Here is a 24,265-nt window from a genome sequence, read left to right as displayed (position 1 = left end):
ATAGATGCCTAGGTAGGCATCTATTTTTAAGACGATGATAGATTTAATTACTATTGGTAACGGCGACGACGGAATAAACCTAGTCCTAAACAGCCCAAAGCAAGAACACCTAAGCTACCAGGTTCTGGAGTAGGAATAGGATCAGGTGTTGGATCTGGGAAAATAATTTCGCCTCCAACTTCAGAGAAAGCAAAGAAAAACACAGGAGAATCCGTATTTGGAACAGACTCACCTAAGCCTTCATCAAAGATGCTTGAGTAACCTAAAGACACCACTTCAGCACCAATTTCTCCTAGCACTGATGTTGCTTCAGCTTCATCCTCACCTGCACCATAAAAGATATCAAATGAGACCGATTCACCATCAGCTAAATCCCCAAACCCAAAGACAAATGCAGCGCCATGATCATCAGGGCCACACTTAACAAAATCAGAGTCTACACCACATGGACCTAAATCCGATAAAGGCAACGCAGTAGGATTAGGTATCGCAAAACCATCGTCACTGGTACCTAAAACATTAGCGGCATCAGAGCCTAATATCGTAACAAACTCACTAAATTCAGTAGGAGGTACATCCCAGTCCATTGCTCGCATATAACGCACATCCATCAATGCCGCACCTGTCGTATTGGCAATTGTAACAGTTGCCTGATAAGCATTACCAGGAGCTCCCGCAAATGGCATAAACTCATGTTTGACCAACAACCCAGGTAAGTCAGTCAAATGAACATCAGATGTTGCTGTAGTCGCATCAGAAACAAAACCATCTACTGTAAGGTTAGATACTCCTCCACTATCAACGCTGGCGTAGCCAATATGAGTGCCTCCATTAACTACTGAAACCCCCCAACCTTCACATAAACAACCAGGTGATGTCGCATCGCCAATAGGGGTATATGTCAACCCTGTAGAGCCAGTATTAATTGTAACTCCCATAATATCAGCAACATTCAAATGACCTTCGTCATTCACACCAAGTACAATATCACCAGACACCAACTGTGCATCAGCATACAACCACGATGACAATGTAAACGAAGATATCGCACAAAGCGCCAGCGATAAATTTTTCAGCCTCATTTTTTGCTCCCCAGCAAGTGTTATTTAGAAAGACACTTGCTGCAGAGCACGAACCAGACCAACCCCTAAAAAGCTAATAAAAACATGTTATTACGAGTTTTTTTTCATGCATTCAAGAATGTCATGTAAACCCAACAAACATTCAATTATTCTGCCGACGTTTCAACAAACTCCCAGCCATGATCTGTATAAATCCATGCTGATCCATTCTGTTGACTAAATCGAAATATGACGATCCCATCTTTTGAATCAGTGACACTTAGTTTGTAACTAGCAAAATCATAGTTATTTTTTTTCCCGGTTTCTTTCAACTGTTTCCAGGCAATCCCATTAAAAGCCCAACTATCACCTGCATAAGTATCCAGCTTTATGGTAATTGGATTTTGAGCCGATTCCTGAAAAGTATAAATTTCGTATCGATTGCTCATAACTTCATCCGCAACACAAAAGATGGGTAACAAAGAGGCCATCATCAAATACATGTTTTTTTTATTTAACATTCTCGTAACAACCTTTATTTCGTGAATATTAAAAGTAACCAGATTAGTTAAGATCGGCAAAAGTAATGCACCTTATGTAAATACAAGATACACCACCACTAAACATTTCCTATTATGATAACTATAGATTATTGTTTTTAATTACAATGGGACACCCGAAAATTAAAGCTACGCTATCGAGAATAGTCTAATGTTACAGGGAAATGGCTAAATGAACAGTAATACATCACACCAAAGTAAACTCAGCAGTAATCCAGACCAGCTAATGTCATACATGCAAACCTCAAGTCCCTCTAAGAATTCTCCTCAATTTATTAGTGCTACAGAAACACTACAACTTTTTGACTTAACAAAATTAGACCTTGACGAACTACCTAATAAAACAGAAATCAGGATATCAAAAATAATAAAAAATATTTGGTATATGTGCTTTAGCTTACTGTGTTTTATTTTTATTGCGAGTATATTTGGCTATTTACCAAGCTGGCTAGGAGGTATTATTGGTGCTTTTGCTTTTTTACTGGCGATAACCTACTCCGATGAAATTATACCTCACTTTAGTGGAGCCACTCACTACCAAAGATTAATTAGCCAATATAGAAATGAGCTAGAACGAGCAAAACAATATATTATGAAATATGAGCAAGAACATGGATACATCCATTTTTTATTTCCACTCTTGGAGTTTGACCCAACGCTAAGAAATACAGATAATCTAAAACTTTTATCATTGTCTCGATCTAAAAAAATAATTTCGTATTTAAACTCTGCAGAACATATCACACATTATCAAAACTTTATACGTGACGCCCAGTTATCGCTTATCAAAATGCATGATCAACAGGTATCAGCAAAACAAAATAAAGAGGCAGATAAAAGCACTCTTACCAGTGAAAAATGTAACGAAGAAAGTTAATTGACTATTATCAACTAACTTTCTTATCATTTACAAGCTTATAACGCACTTGTTTTTTTATTTAATTCGACCATTTACTAAGCCTGCACAGCTCTATTTTTAGCCCAACCTCGCAACATTGCAATATCTTCAGCCATAACCACAGAAAGTGGACTCGTTGATTGAATATTTATTTCTAAATGTGTTTGTTGCAACGACTCATCACTCGCTTTTGCAGAATAGAGTGCCCCTACAATAACTTGCTCAATTTCTGCACCCGAAAAACCATCTGTAAGCTCAACTAAAGCGTCAAAATCAAATGACTCTGATTCAATACTACGCTTATTAAAATGAATACCAAAAATATCCCGACGCACTTCAGCATCAGGTAAATCAACAAAGAATATCTCGTCCAAACGACCTTTACGAATTAACTCTGGTGGCAACTGTGTTATATCGTTAGATGTCGCAACGACAAATACAGATTTTTTTCGTTCAGCCATCCACGTTAATAACGTTCCCAAGATCCTCTTTGAGGTACCATCATCACTACGCCCAACAGAGATACCTTTTTCAATTTCATCCATCCACAAGACACAGGGAGACATTACATCAGCCAGCTTCAGAGCTTCTCTGATATTACGTTCAGTTTCACCAATATATTTGTTGTACAAAGCGCCAAAATCCATTTTAAGCAATGGAATTCCCCACATCCCTGCCACAGCCTTTGCCGCTAAGCTCTTACCTCCCCCTTGGACACCAAGCAACATCACGCCTTTTGGTATATCTTGTTGCTCTACAGGCTGGAGAAATGCAGTTCTGCGTTGGCTTAACCATGCCTTAAATGCCGTTAACCCACCAACTTCAGAAAAATGTGCTGTTTCATACTCAAAGCTCAAAACACCTTCCATATCCATCAATGAAAACTTTGCCTTGTTCACTTCAGGTAAGTCATCAACAGTAATAGCCCCATCATCGAAAATAGCACCTCTTGTCAGCTGTCGAGCTTCATTTAAGCTTAACCCTCGTAAGTTGCTAACAAGCTTATCCAGTGTCTTACTATCTGTTTTTACCCGTCGCCCCAGATTCTTTTTGGACCAATTATTAGCTTCTTCTCTTACCATCGCTAATAACTGCTCATCTGTCGGTAATGAAAGCTCAAAATGAGCTCCAAGTCTTTTAAACTCAGGAGGTAAGTCTAAAGCATGACTTAAGAGCACCACAGTATGACGCAACTGAGTATGCTGTAAGGCAATATCCTTGAGTAAACGTATATTTCGATACTCATTAGGCTGGAGATAGGGATGGAAGTCACACAAGACAAAAAGGCTAGGAACTGTTTCTTTTTTGATATGAACTAAGACCTCATCAGCTTCAGTGATTGCCTCATTATCAGAACCATGCCCAAACCCAAGCCGGTTTAACCCTTCTGTCACACTCCAGGTAAAAAGCACTAAACCACGATTCATTGCTAAACGTGTCATCATCTCTAGAACACGAAGCTCGTCGTATGACTCTATAACGATAATAGGCGTACCTGCATCAATGACTAACCCAAGATCATGGATATCGTTTTTCAATGTTTGCTCCAAAACACCCTCACCAATCAAACTATTGTTTGACTCTTCAGTGTGCGTTAACGTTTATTTCTGAAATTTAATTTAGACAAAAGGATTAAGTCTGTGTCTTGTATTTTTTGTAAAATTATCAATCGTGAACTTGATGCACAGATTGTTTATGAGGATGAGCTAACACTGGCTTTTCGAGATATAACTCCTGCAGCACCTCACCACTTGTTAGTGATCCCTAAAACTCATATCAATACAATAAATGAAGCCGATAACACACATCAAGCGCTACTTGGCCATATGCTACTGGTCGCTAAACGTTTAGCACAAGACGAGAACATTCATGAAAATGGATATCGCTTAGTGATGAATTGCAATAGCCAAGGAGGACAAACAGTTTTCCATATCCATCTTCATATCCTGGGAGGAAGAAATATGCATTGGCCTCCCGGCTGAACAACACACCATATGGATAAATAAAAATTGGTAAAAAAACACATACCATTACCACTTTGTTTGAGTTAATTCCCCCCAGTAGAGCAAAAAGTCTACTGGGGCAACAATAGCAGTACAAAACATGTAAATAAGTGTTTACTTACTTTTAGAGATAGGTGGATGATAAATCATCTGAACAGTGGTGCCGTCAGGATCAAGACAATAAAAACTCCTGGCACCATCACGATGGGTTCGAGGCTCGGATAACATTACAACATTTTGCTTACGAAGAAATTTATACCATACATCAACCTGATCTATTTCATCGATAATAAATCCGATATGATCGAGCCTTTGTTGTGATTTATCAATTTCAGAATGGCGTTTATGTAAGGCAAGATTATCATTTCCTGATGTTAAAAAAACATTTTCATTATCAGGTCGCCACTCAACAGTCATTTCCAATAAATTGACATAAAAATGTTCACATGCAGCCAAATCTTCAACAAACAAAGCAACGTGACGTAAACCTGCTGTTTTTTTTGGTTTATCAAATAATGTAGTCATACATTATTCCTATTCACATATTTTATAATCATGACTAATTTCGACGCCTGCTCGCCCTAACATAATTGATGCTGAACAATATTTTTCTGCAGATAAATTTATTGCTCGTTCAATATGTGACTCTTTAAGATTTTTTCCTGTTATAACAAAATGCAGATGTATTTTTTTAAACGTGGCAGGAACTGTATCTACTCGTTCAGCACTAATTTCCACATAACAATCACTTACTTGTTGACGTGCCTTCTTTAGTATAGAAATTACATCAATTGAAGAGCACCCACCCATTCCTAGCAATAACATCTCCATTGGACGAATACCAAGCTCTCGTCCACCCTCATCAGGAGAGCCTTCCATCACCACCGTATGGCCAGTACCAGACTCACCAAGAAACATTGCATTTTCAATCCACTTAACACGTGCTTGCATAATTATTACTCAACGAGCTATCTTGTAAGTTAATAACGAATATGAAGCCTAACATAGTTTTTTGAATCCTCATTATTTTACTGCGAATGTTTTCACGTTTAAATTAGCTGTCTGCCCCTAAAAAAATGGACAGGCATCATAGTTTAAGCACTTAACCAATTGACTAACTAGAATAAAGGGAATTTTAGGGTCATAATGAAAACTAAAAATAATAGGATGTTATTAACATAAGTTGTTGGACCCTGTTTATGGTTGCTATTACTACACCTACACCCAAAATTAAAGACTTAGACAAATTTTTGTCACTATGTCATCGTCGCCGCTATAGTGCTAAAAGCACAATTATTTATGCAGGCGACAGCAGCGACTCTCTTTACTATATTGTGAAGGGCTCAGTCACAATTTTAATCGAAGATGATGACGGTCGGGATATCATCATCGCTTATCTGAACGCAGGAGACTTCTTTGGCGAGATGGGATTATTCCTTGACGATGAAGAAGGTTCTCGTAGCGCTTGGGTAAGAGCAAAAACCGAATGTGAAGTTGCTGAAATCAGTTACAGCAAATTCAAAGAATTTTGTGAGGAAGATCCAGAAATCCTCTTTGCTCTTGGTAAGCAAATGGCTAATCGCCTTCGCAACACAACGCGCAAAGTAGGTGATTTGGCATTCCTTGATGTGACTGGCCGCGTTGCTCGTACACTGCTCGACTTGTGTAAAGAACCTGATGCTATGACTCATCCAGATGGGATGCAAATTAAAATCACCCGTCAGGAAATTGGTCGTATTGTTGGCTGTTCAAGAGAAATGGTTGGACGTGTATTAAAAACGCTAGAAGAGCAAGGATTAGTATCAGTTAAAGGAAAAACAATGGTGGTATTCGGAACTCGTTAATACCCACATTTAATAGATAGGCGTTCAACAAGAAAGGCGAAATTAATTCGCCTTTTTTGTTTTATATCTAATATCTATTTATAAATACCCATCAAACAAAACAGCTAATTCCTTACCTGGATTTTGCTGGCGCATAAATGCTTCTCCTACAAGAAATGTCCAAACATTATTAGCGACCATCTTTTCAACATCTGCTGATGTTAAAATTCCACTCTCAGTAATAACTATTTTGTTTTCTGGTATGACAGGTAACAATCGCAAGGTTGTCTCTAATGAGACATCAAACGTGTGCAAGTCACGATTATTGATCCCCAGAAGCGGAGTGGGTAACTCCAGAGCCATCTCCAACTCTGCTTCATTGTGCACCTCAACCAGAACATCTAAGCCTAGCTGACTTGCTTCATGCGATAAATCAACAAGCTGTTGACGTGATAATGCAGCCGCTATCAACAAAATACAGTCTGCGCCAATGTAACGGGACTCTACAACCTGATAAGCATCAATAATAAAGTCCTTGCGCAACACTGGGAGCTGACAAGCCTCACGGGCTTGTTGCAAATACACATCATCCCCCTGAAAAAAATCTTTATCTGTAAGCACAGATAAACAAGTAGCACCATGCTGCTGATAATCAGCAGCATGGTCAGCTGGATGGAAGTGCTCACGAATCACTCCCTTACTTGGAGAGGCTTTCTTGATTTCAGCAATGACCGCTGCTTTTCTCTTACAAAGCTGCAACGCAATAGCAGAAGAAAACCCTCTTGTTTCAGGTAAATCAATTACTTTTGCCTGCAACGTTGATAATGAAGCTGCTTGCTTTCGTGAACTGACTTCTTCTTGTTTCCGCTGCAAAATTCGCTTTAGTACTGTTGGAGTATTCATAACGATAATTTCTTTAACTGTTGTTATTCATCCACTTGAGTGGCATATCGCGTGAAACTCGCCAACTCACTAATTTTTTCTTTTGCTAAGCCACTGGCAATCGCATCTTGAGCCATCGCAACACCTTGCCCAATACTACTTGCCAAACCTGAAACATAAATTGCAGCACCGGCATTTATTGCAATCATATCAGCTGCTTTAGCTGAATTTTCTGTTGTTTGTTTACCAAGTGCATCACGAATTAATTCAATACTGTTTTCAGCTGAGTCCACTTTAAGCCCTGACAATGGTTGCCTTTCAATCGCAAACTGTTCTGGACTTAACGAATACTCATGAATCACACCATCCTTCAACTCAGCAACCCATGTGTTTGCAGCAATACTAATTTCATCCAAACCATCTTCAGCATGAACAACCATGACGTGCTCTGAACCCAGTCTTTGCAAAACAGTCGCAATAGGCTTGACCCATTGCCGAGCAAACACTCCCATCACTTGCCGCTTAACAGCTGCCGGATTAACTAAGGGGCCTACCAAATTAAAAAGTGTTCTTACACCAAGCTCTTTCCTTGGACCAACCGCATACTTCATTGCACTGTGGTGAGCGGGCGCAAACATAAAACCAACGCCTACATGCTCAATAGAACGAGCAACTTGCTCTGGGGCTAAATCCAATTTAATCCCAGCGGCTTCCAGTACATCAGCACTACCCGTTTTGCTTGAAACGGAACGGTTACCATGCTTTGCCACATGACCTCCAACCGCTGCTACCACAAATGCAGAAGCGGTTGAAACATTAAATATATTTGAACCATCTCCCCCAGTTCCACAGGTATCAATTAAATCTGGTAACTCTAGGTGAACAGGTTGAGCCAGTGAACGCATAACTTCTGCAGCGCCAACCAGTTCATCAACACTCTCCCCCTTCATTCTCAGTCCAACAAGCAAGCCTGCGATTTGCGCATCGGTTGCCTGACCCGTCATTACTTCTGTCATAACTTGCTGCATTTGTTGGGTCGTTAAATCATGCCCATCAACCACACGTGCTATGGCTTGTTTTATATTCATTTACATGCCCTCCCCCTAGCAACTCTGCCGCAAAAAGTTAGCCAGCAAATCATGACCCTGCGCTGTTAAAATAGATTCTGGGTGAAATTGCACACCCTCGACAGCCAATGATTTATGACGGATTCCCATTATTTCATCCACAGTTCCATCATCTAACTCAGTCCATGCTGTAATCTCAAAGCAGTCTGGAAGCGTTGACTGCTCCAAAACAAGAGAATGATAGCGTGTTGCTTGTAACGGATTCTGCAGCCCAGAAAAAACACCCTGAGAATTATGCTTAACGGGGGAAGTCTTGCCATGCATAACTTCCTTAGCTCTTATCACTCGCCCACCAAAAACTTGCCCAATACTTTGGTGACCAAGACAGACACCTAAAACTGGAATTTTCCCTGCAAATGCTTCTATTACAGACAGTGAAATACCTGCCTCATTTGGGGTACAAGGACCAGGAGAAATAACAATATGAGAAGGTGACAGTGCTTTAATCTTTGCAAGATCAATTTCGTCATTGCGATACACTTCAACATTGGCATCTAGTTCCGCCAAGTATTGCACAATGTTGTAGGTAAATGAGTCGTAATTATCAATCATTAATAACATGGCTATCTCCAGAGGAGAATACTTAACAAGATGTATTGAAGTGAACAACTAAAGCGTTAAGTCTTCACTTCTGACTCACTAAGTATTTGCTCCTCAAAATACTGACTGTGGTAATGTTAATGGCTAAGGAAGATCTAACTCTGTTTGAGCAAGCATGGCTGCACGCATGACGGCTCGTCCCTTGTTAAGTGTTTCCTGCCACTCCATTTCAGGCTGTGAGTCAGCCACCACACCAGCACCTGCCTGGATATACAGCGTATTTTGTTTAATTACTGCGGTTCGAATAGCAATAGCCATATCCATATTGCCATTCCAGGAAATATAACCCACAGCCCCACCATAAATTCCACGCTTAACCGGCTCTAGCTGATCAATAATTTCCATCGCCCTCACCTTTGGTGCACCACTGAGCGTCCCCGCAGGTAATGTAGCTTTCAGTACATCCATTGCAGTGAGGTTATCTTTGAGCTGTGCTGTAACATTAGAAACAATATGCATGACATGGGAGTATCTTTCGATAATCATCTGATCAGATACAGTGACAGTGCCTGTTTTCGCTACACGACCGATATCATTCCGTCCCAAATCAATCAACATTAAGTGCTCTGCGAGTTCTTTAGGATCAGCCAGTAGATCTTTCTCTAAAGCTAAGTCCTCTTCAACATTTTTGCCTCGTGGCCGTGTACCTGCGATAGGACGCACCACGACTTCACCATCTTCAACACGCGCCAGAATTTCTGGTGAAGAGCCCACAACATAAAAATCCTTCAGGTTAAAGTAGTACATATAAGGAGAAGGGTTTAAACATCGTAGCGCACGATATAAATTGATAGGTGGATCAGAGAAGGGAGCTTGCATTTGCTGAGATAAAACGACTTGCATGGCATCTCCCGCCATTATGTAGTCTTTTATCTTATCAACACCTTCTTTAAAGGCATCCTGTCCAAATGATGATACAAAGTCAGTTTCAGACAGCGGTGCACTACCAGCCGCGTATGGGGCATCAACTGTAGCTCTTCGCATTCTTGCAACCAATTGCCCCAGTTTTACTTGAGACTTTTGATAAGCATCTGCTTCATTAGGGTCAATATGGGTAACCAGCAAGATTTTTCCAGATAAATTGTCAAAAACCACAACTTCATCAGATACCATGAGCAGGATATCTGGAGTATTTAATTCATCTTTGGGAGAGGAGTTTGCTAGTTTAGATTCTACATAACGAATAGTGTCATAACTGAAATAACCTACCAACCCACCATTAAAGCGTGGTAAATCATCAGGCTCATAAACTTTAAAGCGGTTAAAGTATGTCTCTATAAATGCCAACGGGTCATCAACTGTTCGGGTTTCTAAAACAGTGCCCTGCTCTTCAATGATAATCTGATGACCAAAAACTTTAAGGACAGTACAACAGGGTAGTCCAATAATGGAGTAACGTCCCCATTTTTCGCCACCATGAACAGATTCTAAAAGGTAGGTATAAGGCAGGTCTGCCAGTTTAAGGTAGGTGCTAAGTGGAGTGTCGAGATCAGCTAAAAGCTCACGGGTAACTGGAATACGATTGTAGCCTTGTTCGGCTAGCTGTAAAAACTGCTCGTGTGTCATGCGTTTTACCTAAACAATATTGAGTCATTACAAATATCCTTTGTTTTACTATCACCAAGACCAACGCCACCATCGCCAACCAGCCATTAAAGGTCGTTGTAAGAAACTCATATATTGCTCTGTAAAAGCTAACATTCTCACAGTTTATTCCCCTACTGTTTTTCTAGATAACAGGCTTATTGTTATAAAGCCTTTATAGTTACTCACTTATATTTCTAATGCTGAGTTAATGATGCTAAATAATAAATCACTGAAACTCAAATAATAACCATCAGTTTCACATTACCTTCATTGAATAACTATGGATGGAGCAACCAATGGTTATATTAATTACAACAGATTTTACTAATACTACCTGAGCTGGCCTAAAGGTTTCAGCATAAGAGTTCTGCCAGGGAGTCTACCACTATATCAGGGTTTGCAGTATCGATCTGCTCACCATGATTATAACCATAGCTAACCGCGACTACAGAAACGTTAGCTGATCTGGCAGCTTTGACATCATTAATGGAATCACCAACCATTAATGTTTCTTGAGGCCGTTTCGCAAAGAAATCCATAGCATGAAGTAAAGGTGCAGGACTTGGCTTCTTCTCTGGAAGGCTATCACCACTTAGCACCAGGTTAAAAAAATGCGTTAAGTTTAGCCTTTCCAGTAGTTGCTCAGTAAACTGGCTAGGTTTATTGGTTACAATCCCCATGCTGATATTTTGCTGATGCAAGCTCTGCAAAAATGCTAAAACACCTTTATAAACACAAGCCTGCTCACCATTGTGGTGTTCATAGTGAGTATTAAATAGTTGATTAGCCTTTGCTAATAGCCCATCTGTTAGCGCCTCAGCTGACTTGGCACGCAATGCTCGCTCAACAAGCTTTGGTGCACCATTACCTACCCAATGGCTAACTGGCTCTTGTCCTGCAGGCTCAAAACCTAGCGCTACAAGCATAGCATCAACAGCACTCGTTAAGTCTGGAATACTATCAACCAGCGTCCCATCCAAATCAAACAACACCAACTCAGGATCTGGTAATACTGGGAAAGCAATAACAGCCATTACTTAACCTCCGCCAAGTTAGTGCGCATTTGTTCAATGACAGCTTGGTAATCATCCTTACTAAAAATGGCTGATCCAGCAACAAAGGTATCAGCACCCGCAGCAGCTATCTGAGCAATATTCTCGACAGTAACACCACCATCAACTTCCAAACGAATTGGCAAACCACTTTCATCAATGATGTTTCTAGCGCGCTGAATTTTCTTAAGGGCTTGAGGAATGAATTTTTGGCCACCAAACCCTGGATTTACAGACATGATTAACACCATATCCACTTTATCTAGGACGTATTCCAAAACATCTAAAGGTGTTGCGGGGTTAAATACCAACCCTGACTTAGCACCACTTGATTTAATGAGCTGGAGCGAACGGTCAATATGCTCTGATGCTTCAGGATGAAACGTAATGTAAGTTGCCCCTGCTTCAATAAAATCACCAATGATACGATCAACCGGTTTCACCATCAGGTGGACATCAATATCAGCCGTAATGCCATAATTACGTAATGCCTTACATACCATTGGACCTACAGTTAAATTCGGTACAAAGTGATTATCCATCACATCAAAGTGAACAATATCAGCACCCGCCGCTAACACAGCATCCACTTCTTCACCCAGACGTGCAAAATCTGCAGATAAAATACTAGGTGCTATCAAGTAGTTTCTCATTATCACCACCTCTTCATTCAGGTTGGGCGCATTTTATCTGAACTTATCTATGCTTTCAGTAGGACTAGCTCAATAAAAGCTAAGCATTGTTCTCCTAATTGCATATACGTAACGCCGTTAAAACTCAGGATCAGGACATAACGCACCATGCGTCACATTGATTCACTTATCACCTGTATAATTATTCTGCTTTTTAACGGCATGCCTCTATGGGCTGATCAAGAAGACAATTCAACCAATAGGCCAACAGCGCCTACTCAACCTTCCAGCGCTGGCCAGCAAGCACCCTCCTCAACCAATTCCAAAGCGACACCGCAAGAAAATACAGCTACATCACAGCAAGATAGAGCACTTGCTAATGATTTTATAAACCGGAGTCAACAAGCGCTACGACAAGTCTATGCATCAGACCAACTCATAACTATTAACCTGCCAAAGGGCAAAACATACGGACTATGGCAAGATGAACGTTTAGGTTTATTAAAGGGGGCTGTAATACTTCTCGCAGAACAAGGCAATCATGCCGACTGGCCAAAATATATGCACAAACTCCGACAACAATTACCACTAAAAGGCTGGAGTACGCTAGCTATAAGTCCCCCATCGCCCTCACCCGTTATAATGAAAGCCCGAAAAACATCCTCTCCAGATTCAGATAAAGCAAACGCTATTGATGCTGATGCCAAACAGGAAAACAAACCATCAGACAATAAAACAAGCACCAATCCTACCCCTAATAAAACGGATAATGAAAAACAGCAAAACTCAGCTAACAATAATCAGCCAAAGACTGATATAAAAGAAGGTACTGGACCGAAAAAACAAGAAACAGAAAGTGAAAAACGTTTACCAATTTTTAAAGTGACGTCCAAACTACAAGAAAAATACGCAAGTAACGTAAATGAATTAATGAAAAGTGCACATCAGTATGGGCAAGAAAAAACAACAGATAAAGTGTTCTTGCTAGCGATTGGTAACAGCTGTTCCTTTTTATTATCCCACCTTAAAAAGCATCCAGATGACTACACTGGAATCATACTCATTGACTGCAAACCGAATAATTGGTCCCCAGCATCAACATCTGTTGAGCCATTAGATAAACTTAAAATTCCTGTACTAGATCTGGAAGTGAATAAAACTTCCCAATATTCCAGATGGTCACAACTCCGTAAGGCGGCCAGTATTAAGGCCGAAAACCCCAGCTACCGACAGCGATTACTCATTAGCATGAGTTATGACAGCACGCTGGATAAACGTATTTTAAAGTATGTTAGCCAATGGGTAGATGCTGTTTTAGATGCAATAAAACGTGCAGAAAAAGCAGCAGAAGAAGCCGCTAAGTTACAGCAACAAAATACAGGTCGCCCTCGCAAAATCTCTAAATAACTTACCAAAACATCTATTCTAAAAGCTTTTTAAATCAAACATGCCAACAGCAAAGTTTATCAAAATAACTAATAAGGGATGGTCATTGAGCGACTACCTTTTGCGAGCTTGATATTTTTTAATTAAATCATAAGCAGCCTGAATTTCCTGAGTTTTCTGCTTTGCCACAGACACCATTTCTTCTGGCAACCCCTTGGCAACTAACTTATCTGGATGGTGTTGACTCATCAATCGACGATACGCTTTTTTCACTCGCTGATCATCACACCCAACAGGGACACCTAACACAGCATAAGCATTACTTAATTGATTACGACTCGCCAGATTAGCTTGATGTCTTTGCCTGGTTTGTTCCTGATATTGGTTAAAAAAGGCCCGTTGCGCTAGATATCGTTGCTGAATGACTTGTAAGCGATACTGACTGATACCTAAAGCCGAACACACCTCACGTAAAACATTTTCAGCCTGTCGACTAATAACACCATCAGCATAAGCAGCCTGAAGCTGTAGCTCTAAAAACATATTCATCAAACTATGGCGATGACGTGCAACCTGGTGAAAAGAACTGAGTACAGGAACTAAATCCCGGGATAATTCTTTACCTTCATTAAAAAGATTAATCGCCGCTTTACGCTGACCTGGAGAAAGTCTCATTGACTTCATAATTTCTGAGGCTGTCTTGATCTCCTGCTCAGAAACACGACCATCTGCTTTTGCAACACGCCCCATCACTGTAAATGTGGCTGTGAAAAAAGCAGACTGAACCTGCTCATGATTAACTGTAAATAATCGACTTTGTAATCCGCTTCCTGCAAGTAACTGCCATACAGGCCGACGATCTACTAGCCAAAACCCTGCTACCCCTAAAATGAGAGCCCCTAAAGGACCACCAACAAGCAAACCAAGCAATGCACCAATTAGCGTTCCATACTTCATTATTTTGCACCTAGTGACTCACTCGCCTGAAGATGACAACACAACTGCTGTAACCGGTCAGGAGTGCCAATATCAAGCCACTCCCCCAGATAAAGTTCTCCTGTTACTTTGCCCTGACGAATAGCATCTCGCAACAATGGCGTTAAGGAAAACACTCCCGGTTTACAACCAGCAAATATATCTGGATGGAGAACACTAATACCACTATATGTAAAACGTTGTTCAGCACTACCTGATAACGCAATATGCCCTTCATCTACCAAATAAAAATCACCTTCTGGGTGATGGGGTGAATTGGGCACTAAAACTAAATGGGCTAGTTTGTGTTCATCCTGAAGCTGCTGTTTTTGCTTTTCTAGTACTGCAAAGGGGTAATTGCACCAAACATCACCATTAACGACAAGAAAGGGATCTTGCCCTAGTAATGGTAATGCTTTGAAAATCCCTCCTCCGGTTTCCAGTTTTTGCTGTTCCCTTGAGTACTGAATGTGTACCCCAAACTGCTGGCCATCACCTAATGTTTGCTCAACCTTCTCCGCCAGGTGCGAGGTATTCATAATCACATCGGTGATACCTGACTGTGCCAAGCGTTGTAGACTATAAGTCACTAGCGGTTGCCCATTTACAGGAAGCAATGGTTTTGGAGTTATCAGGGTCAAAGGCCGCATACGTTGACCTTCTCCTGCAGCGAGCAACATCGCTTTCATTATGAATCCTTTTTAGAATGGTAATAACTTAACCAGCGGGGCTGCAGCTCATCCTGCCACCAATCGGCTATATCCGCAAAGTCAGGCTCTGACAGAATGACCTGTTCCACATAGTTCACCACTAATGGTAAGTCCTGCAAATATCGTGCTTTATTTTCACGTATAAATAAACGTACAAATAATCCCAACACTTTTAGGTGACGCTGAAGGCCCATCCACTGAAACCACTGCCAGGTTTGCTCTGATGAAAATCCTTTTAGAGCCATTAAGCTATTCGACCAATCAAACCACCACTGCTTCACTTGATCAATTGGCCAGCAAATATAACAATCTTTGAGCAGAGACACTGCATCATATGTTGCAGGCCCTTGCACTGCACCTTGAAAATCAATCACCCGTATTGCGTTATTAGTAATCATTAAATTACGGGCATGGAAGTCTCGGTGCACAACAACTTGCGGTTGTTGTAATGCACAATCGATGATTTGTTCAAACATTCCTTGCAGCATTTTTTTCTGGATCGCGTTTAATTCAATTTTTAAGAATTCAACCACAAACCATTCATGAAACAAATCAAGCTCCCTTTGTAAAAAAGTTTGATCATACGCTGGTAAAGAGTAACCTGTGAAAGAAGTAGACTGTTGTATTTGCTGTAAAATGTTGAACGCTTGTCCATAGTAGTACTGAGCATTATCTTGATTGAGTAAAGGAAGTAATTGTTGATCTCCTAAATCTTCGATCAATAAAAAACCCTGCTGACTGTCAGCAAAAAAAATCTCAGGAACGGGAATACCCTGCAACTGCCATTGCCTTGCAATCGCAACAAAAGCAGTCGTATTTTCCACTTCAGGTGGCGCGTCAACGGCAATAACAGAGCGCTGAGGAGTTATATCCCAGCGAAAATATCGCCGCTGACTGGCATCACCTTGTAGTGGTGTAAGTTGTTTTGAAAGCTCATGTTGTGTATTAGATAAAACCCTTTGGTCAACATATTTATCGTGTAACCACTGGCATAACTTTAAATAGCGTTCATCCATTTTATGTGTGCTCGACAGCGTAATCGCTGTAATTAATGGTTAACTTGTATTCACTAATGTTTGCTTACGTTATTAGAGCTTAATACAACAACATTTAATGCATTTTTTTCCCCAAAAATGTCTCAAAAGAGGAATAAAATTGAAATGGGGTAGCTGAACATGATTGGAATAGATTATTATGCAACGTTTAGCAGTATCTGGTTGCACGAGCGCTGATTCATCACTCTAAGCAAGAAAACGCTTCAGCATACAAATTAGATTACCCGACAGGAAGCCTGGATTAAACCGCGATGGCAGTAAACAAGTTTCCCCGCAGAATTAATATTCCCTGGATCATTGGTATTCTTACCATCCAGCCATTAATCCCCACTTGGGCCGCTAACCCTACTAGCGCCGATGAACAGTGGCAATGTGTTCCCAATGCTTCAGGGCAGGGCTGGGACTGCAATGTAAATAACCGAGCTCCAGCTCCAATTAAACGAGCACCCCGCCCTGCACGAGCGACAACTCAAGAACAAGACACTGTAGCGTCAACCTCTGACACCCAACCCATTACGGAAGAAGATGTTCAGCAGGTAGCCACAACAACATCTTCAACCCCACCTCAAGGTGTCAGTAATCTCGATTGGGTGCCAAGATACCAACTGGATCCCAGCCAACTAGCGGCTGTGCCAGCGCACTGTACAGGTGCTTATATTGAGCCAGGTCGTGAGGGCAAAAACTTCTCAGGCGATATGTCGTTAGCGCCTATTTTTGCTACAGCAGACACCTATCGCTCTGTTGAAGGTGGTACAGCAACATTCACAGGTAATGTACTGGTCAGACAAGGCTATCGACAACTACAAAGTGATCTTGCCTTCTTATATCGTGATACTGAAACAGCAGAGTTTGAAGGTAATGTTGTCTTTAGAGAGCCCAACCTTTTACTAGTTGGTGATCAAGCCAGTGTCAATATGCAATCTGGTCGCTTTGATGCCAGCAATGTGCGATATGTTTTCCATAATCAACATGCACGTGGTGATGCTAACCAAATTACACGACGTGAGGATGAGCTTGTTGTCCTGCATGATGCTACTTATACAACATGTCCACCTACAGAAGATACTTGGACAGTAACGGGTAATAACGTCACCTTAAACAAGTTTACTGGCTTTGGTACAGCCACTAATGCCACTATCAGGGTTAAAGGAATACCTGTTTTTTATACTCCTTATATCTACTTCCCCATTGATGACCGGCGTCAGTCTGGTTTTCTTCCACCTACTTTGGGGTACTCAAATGACAACGGCGTAGATATTACGACCCCTTACTACTTCAACTTGGCACCGAATTATGACGCCACACTTTACCCCAGAATTATGTCTGAGCGAGGTTTGCTGCTTGAAGGTCAGTTCCGCTACCTAACAGAAAATAGTAATGGTGAATTAGGTGGCTCATTCCTTAACGATGACAAGCAAAAGGATGGCAACCGAAACTACAATGAAGACCGCTGGCTCTTTGACTGGACCCATCACCAAGCACTTCAGCCACGCTGGACTGCTGATGTTGACTACAATAAAGCCAGCGATCGAGATTATCTAAGAGACTTTGGTACTTCTCTGGATGTCACAGCTATCGATAACTTAAATCAAAGCTTCGTGACCACTTACAATGGTGGTAGTGACAATCATTTCTGGACGTTAAAAGGTGCCGTTCAGAAGTACCAGAATATGACATCCGATGGTAATGACCCCTACGAAAAAGCACCACAAATTGAGTTAAAGGGTAACTGGTTTGCCCAAAATAATGGGTTTGAAGTCAGTTATTTGGCAGACAATACCTATTTTACCCGCGATAAACGCTGGAACTACAAAACCAAAGTGCGTGAAGGGGAGTTTGATAAAGAGCATGAGATAGATCGGCCTGTCTATGGTGAAGGTGCAACGGAAATCTCCAATGCCCATGGTAACCGGACTTATGCTGAAACAGGTGCCAAATACAAGTTTGAATGGCCTTATGCATTCATAACACCAGGCTTAAAACTCAAACATGTACAGTATCATCTAAGTAACTTAGATCGAGAGGACTATGGGCCAAACGATCCTCAGTACAACACCAGTCCAAGTACGACTGTACCTATCTACTCATTGGATGCGGGCCTCTACTTTGACCGCAAAACTAACCTCTTTGGTAGTACTGAGTATACCCAAACCCTTGAGCCAAGAATGCTGTATCTATACTCGCCTGAAGAAAAAGATCAACTTGAAAACCCTGTCTTCGATACAGGTAATAACTCTTTCAATTATGCTCAGCTTTGGCGTGACAACCGCTTCAGTGGCTATGATCGACTGGCAGACATGAACCAACTTTCTGTTGGTTTAACCACGCGCTTTCTTGAGAAAAATGGTTTTGAACGCTTCCGGGCTGGTATAGGTCAAATTTTCTACTTCGAAGACCGTAAAGTACAGCTTGATCCCTATTACTCCGATCTTCTTGGTGGAACTTCTGATCCTGATGTTAACCTTCCTGAAAGCACTCAACGCTATCTGGACAGCCAAAAAGCCTCTACCTCACCGATTGCCACTGAATTGGTGTGGAATGCCACAGAAGCCCTATCTTTACGTCAAGACTGGATTTGGAATACCAATGAGAACCATAATCAGGAATACTCGGTTTCCATGCGATATAGCCCTGATTATGATCGAGTTTTCAATGTTAGCTACCGCTACCTAGATCAGGTTGACCGGACCCGTAAAAATGAGCTAGGTAATGTCATCCCTGGACAATTTGCTGATGGCGATATAGAACAAACTGATATGTCCTTTATCTGGCCAGTAGTCAGCAACTGGAGTGCTCTAGGCCGCTGGAATTATGACATTACTAACAGCAGAAGCCTGGAAGCTATGTTCGGAGCCGAGTATGATAGCTGCTGCTACAAAATTCGCTTCGTTAACCGCTATTGGATAGATGGTGATGACGATATTGATAATGCAGAAGCTGATCGCGGTATCTTCGTTCAGTTTGTCATGAAGGGATTAGGCAACCTCTTTGGTAGCAAGGTTGATAATTTTCTTGGCGGCATTGATGGTTACCGTGAACGCGAAGACAGAGAAGACTTTTAATTCATGAAATTAATGCAACGTTTGCTGTTGGCTGCCTGTTTAAGTACGGCAGCCATTTTTAATGTGAGTGCAGAAGTTCAGCCGCTAGATAAAATTGTTGCAGTGGTTGATAAAGATGTGATTATGCAGTCACAACTTGATGAACGCTTGGCAATGGTCCGGCTTCAATTAAGGCAAAAAGGAAGTAAAGTACCTCCAGAACACAAACTAAGAGAACAGGTTACTGAGCGTCTCATTGTTGAAAGCATTCAAATGCAAATGGCAGAACGCGCAGGGATAAAAATCGACGAAAAAACGTTGAATGATGCAATGGCAAAGATAGCCTCCCGTAATAACCTTTCTCTTTTAGAGTTCAAGCGTGTCCTAGAGGCTGATGGTATTTCTTACAGCAAAGCACGTGAGCAAATCCAGCGAGAACTTACCATAAGCCGCGTTCGCAAACGTCACGTTGCAGACCGAATCCGAGTGACTGACCAGGAAATCAAAAACTACCTACACTCAGCTCAGGGTAAATACCAGTTATCAACTGATTACAGAGTTGCCCATATCCTTGTGCCCATTCCACCACAGGCTAACAAAGAACGTGTAGCCATCTCCAAAGAGCTTGCAGAAGATATTTACCGAACGCTACAAAAAGGCAAAGACTTTGCTCAAGTAGCAGGTGCATATACTCATGAATACCAAGGAGTAAAAGCAGGTGATTTGGGCTGGCGTAAAGCAGATCAACTCCCTTCAATGTTTGCCTCTGTTGTCCCCAAAATGTCCGTAGGTAACATAGCCAAACCAATTCGGTCAAATAGTGGTTTTCATATCATCAAACTGCTTGCCAAAAAGGGAGAGCAAAACCACTTAATGACCCAGTATAAAGTTCGTCACATACTTATTAAACCTTCACAAATACGTTCAGAGCAACAGGCCAAAGCAATTGCTGAACGTATTTATACTCGTTTAAAAAGTGGCGAAGATTTTGCCAAACTTGCTAAAGCAAACTCTGATGATACTGGAAGTGCTCTTAATGGTGGCAGTCTTAACTGGATAAACCCAGATGATATGGTTCCAGAGTTCCGCAATAAAGTAACCGCAACAGCTAAAGGCACAATAACACCTCCATTTGCAACCAAGTATGGTTGGCATGTCATGCAAGTTTTAGATATCCGCAAAAAAGACGTGAGCAGTGATATTCAGAAGAATGTTATTCGTAACACTATTCGCAAACAAAAATATGAAGAAGAGTTACAAGCTTGGCTGCGAAAAATTAGAGATGAAGCGTTTGTACAAGTTAAGTAATCATGAGTGCTAGAACACCTCGACTTATTATTACTTCTGGAGAACCTGCAGGGATTGGTCCTGATCTCTGCATCTCCCTGGCCAACCACGCTTTCCCTGCTGAACTTGTAATAGCGATCGACCCTGACCTTTTTTTCGAGCGAGCAACTCAACTCAATCGTTCCGTCAGTAAACTTATTACCAATGTTGCTATTAATGAACCACCTACTCCAGGTTCTTTAAAGATACTCCCTCTAAAAACGCCTCACCCTGTCATTCCAGGACAACCAACACCAGATAATGCTTCTTATATTTTGGAACAACTAAATACGGCTATATCAGGTTGTCAGCAGGGTATTTTTAGTGGCATGGTGACTGCCCCTATCAATAAAAGCATTATTAATGAAGCGGGCATTTCTTTTAGTGGTCACACCGAGTACTTGGCTCAACAAACCCAGTCACAACAAGTCGTCATGATGCTCGCGACCAAGGATATGAAAGTTGCTTTAGCGACAACCCACCATCCTCTACGCCAAGTAGCCAACCTCATAACACCTTCTCTGTTAGAGCGCGTTATCAAAACATTAAACAGAGATTTAATACGCTATTTCGGCTTAAAAAAGCCTACTATCTTAGTCTGTGGATTAAACCCTCATGCAGGTGAAAATGGGTATCTAGGTCGAGAAGAGTTAGATATTATCAACCCCACACTAAATAAACTGAAAAAGGAAGGGCTGACATTAGTTGGGCCATTGCCAGCTGACACACTATTCACCCCCAAGCACTTACAAACAGCAGATGTCGTATTAGCCATGTATCATGATCAAGGACTTCCTGTGTTAAAGTTTCATGGCTTTGGTAAAGCTGCTAACATCACCTTGGGTCTACCTATTATTCGAACATCTGTTGATCATGGCACAGCTCTGGACTTAGCAGGCTCAGGTAAAGCCAATTCTGGAAGCTTAATGACTGCAATCAAATATGCTATTTATATGGCTCAACACAAGCAGTAAATAATAGGTAGCTACATCCTAGTCCTTCATCAAAGGACTACTTATCAATGCAAGTCGTATATTCAACACGAATCATTTATTACCAATAAGCAGACTATATGGCCAAAACGCCTGACTATGTTCATAAGCCTCGTAAACGCTTTGGGCAGAATTTTTTACATGACAACCAAATAATTCAGCGCATTGTCCGTGCTATTAACCCTAATCCAAATGACCACTTGGTTGAAATTGGTCCAGGACAAGGTGCACTGACTCAGTATTTAGTAACACAGTGTGCGCAACTTGATGTCATTGAGCTTGATCGAGACCTGGTTCCACTGCTTCAAGCCATGTTTAGTAAACACCCTCATTTTTCAATTCATCAAGGTGATGCCCTTAAACTGGACTTTAGTCAGCTTAAGAAAGAACAGCCTTTACGTGTAGTTGGAAATCTTCCCTATAACATTTCCACCCCACTTTTGTTTCACTTATTTAGTTTTCGGCATTTAATAAGTGATATGTACTTTATGCTACAGAAGGAAGTTGTTGAACGACTCGCGGCTAATCCAGGAGAAAATGCTTATGGCCGATTAAGCGTTATGGCTCAATACTTTTGCCAGGTTGATAACTTGTTTATTGTTAAACCAGGAGCTTTTAAACCTGCCCCCAAAGTTGATTCGGCGATTGTAAGACTTATACCACACCAGTCGTTGCCTTACCCCGCACAAGATTTACATATGTTTGAACACGTCGTTCGAAGCGCATTTAGTATGCGACGTAAAACACTTCGTAACGCACTTAAAGGTATGATTTCTGCTGAAACACTAACCGCTTTAGGTATTGAGCCAAGCATCAGAGCAGAAAAGCTAGCACTGGTTGAGTTTGTCGCTATAGCAAACGCAATATCATCACAATAAATCATAGAAACAAAGGAAAGTATTGATTATCCAAGCAACAATCAATAACGATGTAACATGCAAGGAGTGCTTTAAATCAGCCTCCCACCAAAACAATGTCATTTCATGTCTAATAGAATTTCATTATGTCTGAGTCCACTGTCGACCCAAACCAAATAACAATAAAGGTTAAAACAGAGTATCTTGATGAACAGTCAGAGCCTGAGAAACAGTGCTTTGCATTTCGCTATACCATCTCTATTCACAATGCGAGCAACTGGCCAATTCAGCTGCTCGCCAGACACTGGGTTATTACTAATGCTGATGCACAGCAAGAAGAAATTCACGGCGAAGGTGTTATTGGCGAAAAACCTGTGATTGGTACTAATGCTACTTACTCCTATAGTAGCCACTGTGTACTCAATACTCCCATAGGTAGTATGTCTGGTAGTTACCATATGGTGACGACAACAGGTGAGGCATTTCAAGTACCAATCCCCAGGTTTACTTTGGCAATCCCCAATGTACTTCATTAGCATTAAAAGGCTTGCTTATGACGACATTTGCCGTTGGTGATATTCAAGGTTGTTTCGATGAACTACAACAACTGCTTACCCAGGTTGAGTTTGACCCCTTACGCGACCAGCTATGGGTCGTTGGAGATATCGTCAATCGAGGCCCCAAATCACTGGAAACACTACGCTATTTGTATTCTTTAGGAGACACCTGCAAAGCCGTACTGGGTAATCATGATTTACATTTATTGGCCATTGCTTATGGTAAGCAGCCACCAAGAAAAGGCGATACACTCGATAGCATTCTTGAAGCGCCCGATCGAGAAGAACTATTAACCTGGCTCAGGTTTCGTCCTTTAATTTATTATGATGAGCAGTTACAGGTCACCATGGTTCATGCGGGTATTCCACCACACTGGTCCCTTAAAAAGGCGCTACGCCGTGCCAAAGAGGTAGAAGCCGTACTACAAAGTGATAACTTTGCTGATTTTTTGATGAATATGTATGGAAACCAACCTAATGACTGGAATAAAAAGCTTAAAGGTTGGGATCGCTTACGTATTATCACTAATTATTTTACCCGGATGCGGTTTTGCAGCAGCGATGGTCAACTAGAGCTAACCCATAAGTCCGGCTCTAATCAAGCTCCGGCCGGCTTTCAGCCCTGGTATAACCATACAAACCGAAAAACTCATGATGATTTAATTATTTTTGGGCATTGGGCAGCATTAGAAGGTAAAGCTGAGCATGAAAATGTGTACGCCCTTGATACTGGCTGTATTTGGGGAAACTCACTTACTATCATGAATATAGAAGCCAAAACACTACACTCACTACCTTGCGAAGGATACAAAAAAAGTGGAGATTGACAGAATCAAGCCTGAAGAGGCTCTCCATTACCTTCAAGCGGGCAATGCTTGCTTTGTAGATATTCGAGACTTGGATAGCTTCCAACATGGGCATATTCCCACTGCTCAACACTTAGATAATCAAACAATTCTTGATTTTATTGAAGATACTGATGTTGAAAAACCTATAGTGGTTTATTGTTTTCATGGACATAGCAGTGTTAGCGCAGCTCTTTACTTAAAACAGAAGGGATTTAACAACGTCATGAGCCTTGATGGTGGTTTTACCCTTTGGCAAGAGTACTACCCTGAAGCAGTGGATCAATAAAGATTCT

General features: G+C 41.2%; 25 protein-coding genes. 11 read left to right on the top strand and 14 right to left on the bottom strand.

What is annotated here, in order from left to right; translation table 11 throughout:
• Positions 1 to 50: 50 nt before the first annotated feature.
• Together ACQ96U_RS16590 and ACQ96U_RS16585 are read right to left on the bottom strand one after the other, a co-directional pair.
• Positions 51 to 1,082 (bottom strand): PEP-CTERM sorting domain-containing protein, encoded by a 1,032-nt coding sequence (locus tag ACQ96U_RS16590; RefSeq protein WP_431722371.1) that lies wholly within the window; start codon positions 1,080 to 1,082, stop codon positions 51 to 53.
• A 146-nt stretch (positions 1,083 to 1,228) separates the two neighbouring features.
• On the bottom strand, positions 1,229 to 1,510 hold the full coding sequence (locus ACQ96U_RS16585; protein ID WP_431722370.1) for a hypothetical protein: 282 nt from the start codon (positions 1,508 to 1,510) through the stop codon (positions 1,229 to 1,231).
• 283 nt (positions 1,511 to 1,793) lie between these two features.
• On the opposite strand from ACQ96U_RS16585, the gene ACQ96U_RS16580 reads away from it, so the two are divergent.
• A complete protein-coding gene (locus tag ACQ96U_RS16580; protein ID WP_431722369.1) occupies positions 1,794 to 2,498 on the top strand; it encodes a hypothetical protein in 705 nt (234 codons plus the stop codon).
• A 77-nt stretch (positions 2,499 to 2,575) separates the two neighbouring features.
• Here ACQ96U_RS16580 and ACQ96U_RS16575 read toward each other — a convergent pair whose 3' ends face one another.
• Positions 2,576 to 4,057 (bottom strand): AAA family ATPase, encoded by a 1,482-nt coding sequence (locus ACQ96U_RS16575; RefSeq protein WP_431722368.1) that lies wholly within the window; start codon positions 4,055 to 4,057, stop codon positions 2,576 to 2,578.
• A gap of 102 nt (positions 4,058 to 4,159) precedes the next feature.
• On the opposite strand from ACQ96U_RS16575, the gene ACQ96U_RS16570 reads away from it, so the two are divergent.
• Positions 4,160 to 4,501 (top strand): histidine triad nucleotide-binding protein, encoded by a 342-nt coding sequence (locus ACQ96U_RS16570; RefSeq protein ID WP_431722367.1) that lies wholly within the window; start codon positions 4,160 to 4,162, stop codon positions 4,499 to 4,501.
• A 135-nt stretch (positions 4,502 to 4,636) separates the two neighbouring features.
• On the opposite strand, the gene ACQ96U_RS16565 is transcribed toward ACQ96U_RS16570, so the two are convergent.
• Positions 4,637 to 5,047, bottom strand: a complete 411-nt coding sequence (locus ACQ96U_RS16565) for a VOC family protein (protein WP_431722366.1) — start codon at positions 5,045 to 5,047, stop codon at positions 4,637 to 4,639.
• 9 nt (positions 5,048 to 5,056) lie between these two features.
• Entirely contained in the window at positions 5,057 to 5,473 is a 417-nt protein-coding gene (locus ACQ96U_RS16560) for an OsmC family protein (RefSeq protein WP_431722365.1), read from the bottom strand.
• A 248-nt stretch (positions 5,474 to 5,721) separates the two neighbouring features.
• Between ACQ96U_RS16560 and crp the strand changes: the two genes are divergently transcribed.
• Entirely contained in the window at positions 5,722 to 6,366 is a 645-nt protein-coding gene (crp, locus tag ACQ96U_RS16555; protein ID WP_027709772.1) for a cAMP-activated global transcriptional regulator CRP, read from the top strand.
• A gap of 78 nt (positions 6,367 to 6,444) precedes the next feature.
• Here the strand turns inward: crp and trpC are convergent, their stop codons facing one another.
• From trpC to rpe, 6 genes are all read right to left on the bottom strand, one after another.
• The gene (gene trpC, locus ACQ96U_RS16550; RefSeq protein WP_431722364.1) at positions 6,445 to 7,248 is read right to left on the bottom strand and encodes an indole-3-glycerol phosphate synthase TrpC; all 804 of its coding nucleotides are present in this window, start codon (positions 7,246 to 7,248) and stop codon (positions 6,445 to 6,447) included.
• A gap of 23 nt (positions 7,249 to 7,271) precedes the next feature.
• Positions 7,272 to 8,315: an anthranilate phosphoribosyltransferase gene (gene trpD, locus ACQ96U_RS16545; RefSeq protein WP_431722363.1), complete on the bottom strand. Its 1,044-nt coding sequence runs from the start codon at positions 8,313 to 8,315 to the stop codon at positions 7,272 to 7,274.
• A 15-nt stretch (positions 8,316 to 8,330) separates the two neighbouring features.
• Positions 8,331 to 8,915, bottom strand: coding sequence for an aminodeoxychorismate/anthranilate synthase component II (locus ACQ96U_RS16540; RefSeq protein WP_431722362.1), 585 nt, complete (start codon positions 8,913 to 8,915; stop codon positions 8,331 to 8,333).
• Between the two features lie 123 nt (positions 8,916 to 9,038).
• Positions 9,039 to 10,520, bottom strand: a complete 1,482-nt coding sequence (trpE, locus tag ACQ96U_RS16535) for an anthranilate synthase component I (RefSeq protein ID WP_431722361.1) — start codon at positions 10,518 to 10,520, stop codon at positions 9,039 to 9,041.
• A 374-nt stretch (positions 10,521 to 10,894) separates the two neighbouring features.
• Entirely contained in the window at positions 10,895 to 11,575 is a 681-nt protein-coding gene (locus ACQ96U_RS16530) for a phosphoglycolate phosphatase (protein ID WP_431722360.1), read from the bottom strand.
• On the bottom strand, positions 11,575 to 12,246 hold the full coding sequence (gene rpe, locus ACQ96U_RS16525; RefSeq protein WP_431722359.1) for a ribulose-phosphate 3-epimerase: 672 nt from the start codon (positions 12,244 to 12,246) through the stop codon (positions 11,575 to 11,577). The genes ACQ96U_RS16530 and rpe overlap by 1 nt, the downstream gene beginning before the upstream one ends.
• Positions 12,247 to 12,393: 147 nt before the next feature.
• Here rpe and ACQ96U_RS16520 point away from each other — a divergent pair, with 147 nt between their 5' ends.
• Positions 12,394 to 13,632 carry a DUF3530 family protein gene (locus ACQ96U_RS16520; protein ID WP_431722358.1) on the top strand — a complete coding sequence of 413 codons (1,239 nt, stop codon included), beginning with the start codon at positions 12,394 to 12,396 and terminating at the stop codon, positions 13,630 to 13,632.
• Between the two features lie 93 nt (positions 13,633 to 13,725).
• Here the strand turns inward: ACQ96U_RS16520 and djlA are convergent, their stop codons facing one another.
• Genes djlA through ACQ96U_RS16505 form a run of 3 tightly spaced genes read right to left on the bottom strand, consistent with a single transcriptional unit; the run spans position 13,726 to position 16,312 of the window.
• Positions 13,726 to 14,568 (bottom strand): co-chaperone DjlA, encoded by an 843-nt coding sequence (gene djlA, locus ACQ96U_RS16515; protein WP_431722357.1) that lies wholly within the window; start codon positions 14,566 to 14,568, stop codon positions 13,726 to 13,728.
• Positions 14,568 to 15,275: an N-acetylmuramate alpha-1-phosphate uridylyltransferase MurU gene (murU, locus tag ACQ96U_RS16510; protein WP_431722356.1), complete on the bottom strand. Its 708-nt coding sequence runs from the start codon at positions 15,273 to 15,275 to the stop codon at positions 14,568 to 14,570. The genes djlA and murU overlap by 1 nt, the downstream gene beginning before the upstream one ends.
• Positions 15,275 to 16,312: an aminoglycoside phosphotransferase family protein gene (locus ACQ96U_RS16505; protein ID WP_431722355.1), complete on the bottom strand. Its 1,038-nt coding sequence runs from the start codon at positions 16,310 to 16,312 to the stop codon at positions 15,275 to 15,277. The genes murU and ACQ96U_RS16505 overlap by 1 nt, the downstream gene beginning before the upstream one ends.
• A gap of 290 nt (positions 16,313 to 16,602) precedes the next feature.
• Here ACQ96U_RS16505 and ACQ96U_RS16500 point away from each other — a divergent pair, with 290 nt between their 5' ends.
• The 7 genes from ACQ96U_RS16500 to glpE all read left to right on the top strand — a co-directional run bounded on the left by ACQ96U_RS16500 (position 16,603) and on the right by glpE (position 24,258).
• Positions 16,603 to 19,413: an LPS-assembly protein LptD gene (locus ACQ96U_RS16500; RefSeq protein WP_431722354.1), complete on the top strand. Its 2,811-nt coding sequence runs from the start codon at positions 16,603 to 16,605 to the stop codon at positions 19,411 to 19,413.
• Between the two features lie 3 nt (positions 19,414 to 19,416).
• Positions 19,417 to 20,700 (top strand): peptidylprolyl isomerase, encoded by a 1,284-nt coding sequence (locus ACQ96U_RS16495; RefSeq protein ID WP_431722353.1) that lies wholly within the window; start codon positions 19,417 to 19,419, stop codon positions 20,698 to 20,700.
• A 2-nt stretch (positions 20,701 to 20,702) separates the two neighbouring features.
• Positions 20,703 to 21,692 carry a 4-hydroxythreonine-4-phosphate dehydrogenase PdxA gene (gene pdxA / locus ACQ96U_RS16490; protein ID WP_431722352.1) on the top strand — a complete coding sequence of 330 codons (990 nt, stop codon included), beginning with the start codon at positions 20,703 to 20,705 and terminating at the stop codon, positions 21,690 to 21,692.
• Positions 21,693 to 21,790: 98 nt separating this feature from the next.
• Positions 21,791 to 22,588: a 16S rRNA (adenine(1518)-N(6)/adenine(1519)-N(6))-dimethyltransferase RsmA gene (gene rsmA, locus ACQ96U_RS16485; protein WP_431722351.1), complete on the top strand. Its 798-nt coding sequence runs from the start codon at positions 21,791 to 21,793 to the stop codon at positions 22,586 to 22,588.
• A 125-nt stretch (positions 22,589 to 22,713) separates the two neighbouring features.
• Entirely contained in the window at positions 22,714 to 23,103 is a 390-nt protein-coding gene (gene apaG, locus ACQ96U_RS16480; protein ID WP_431722350.1) for a Co2+/Mg2+ efflux protein ApaG, read from the top strand.
• 17 nt (positions 23,104 to 23,120) lie between these two features.
• Positions 23,121 to 23,951 (top strand): symmetrical bis(5'-nucleosyl)-tetraphosphatase, encoded by an 831-nt coding sequence (locus ACQ96U_RS16475; RefSeq protein ID WP_431722349.1) that lies wholly within the window; start codon positions 23,121 to 23,123, stop codon positions 23,949 to 23,951.
• Positions 23,941 to 24,258 (top strand): thiosulfate sulfurtransferase GlpE, encoded by a 318-nt coding sequence (gene glpE / locus ACQ96U_RS16470; protein ID WP_431722348.1) that lies wholly within the window; start codon positions 23,941 to 23,943, stop codon positions 24,256 to 24,258. Before ACQ96U_RS16475 ends, glpE begins: the two co-directional genes overlap by 11 nt.
• Positions 24,259 to 24,265 lie beyond the last annotated feature (7 nt).

Origin of the sequence: Zooshikella sp. RANM57 (assembly GCF_050749885.1) — a bacterium.
Classification (GTDB): Bacteria; Pseudomonadota; Gammaproteobacteria; order Pseudomonadales; family Zooshikellaceae; genus Zooshikella.
This window is presented reverse-complemented; position numbering and strand designations above follow the sequence as displayed.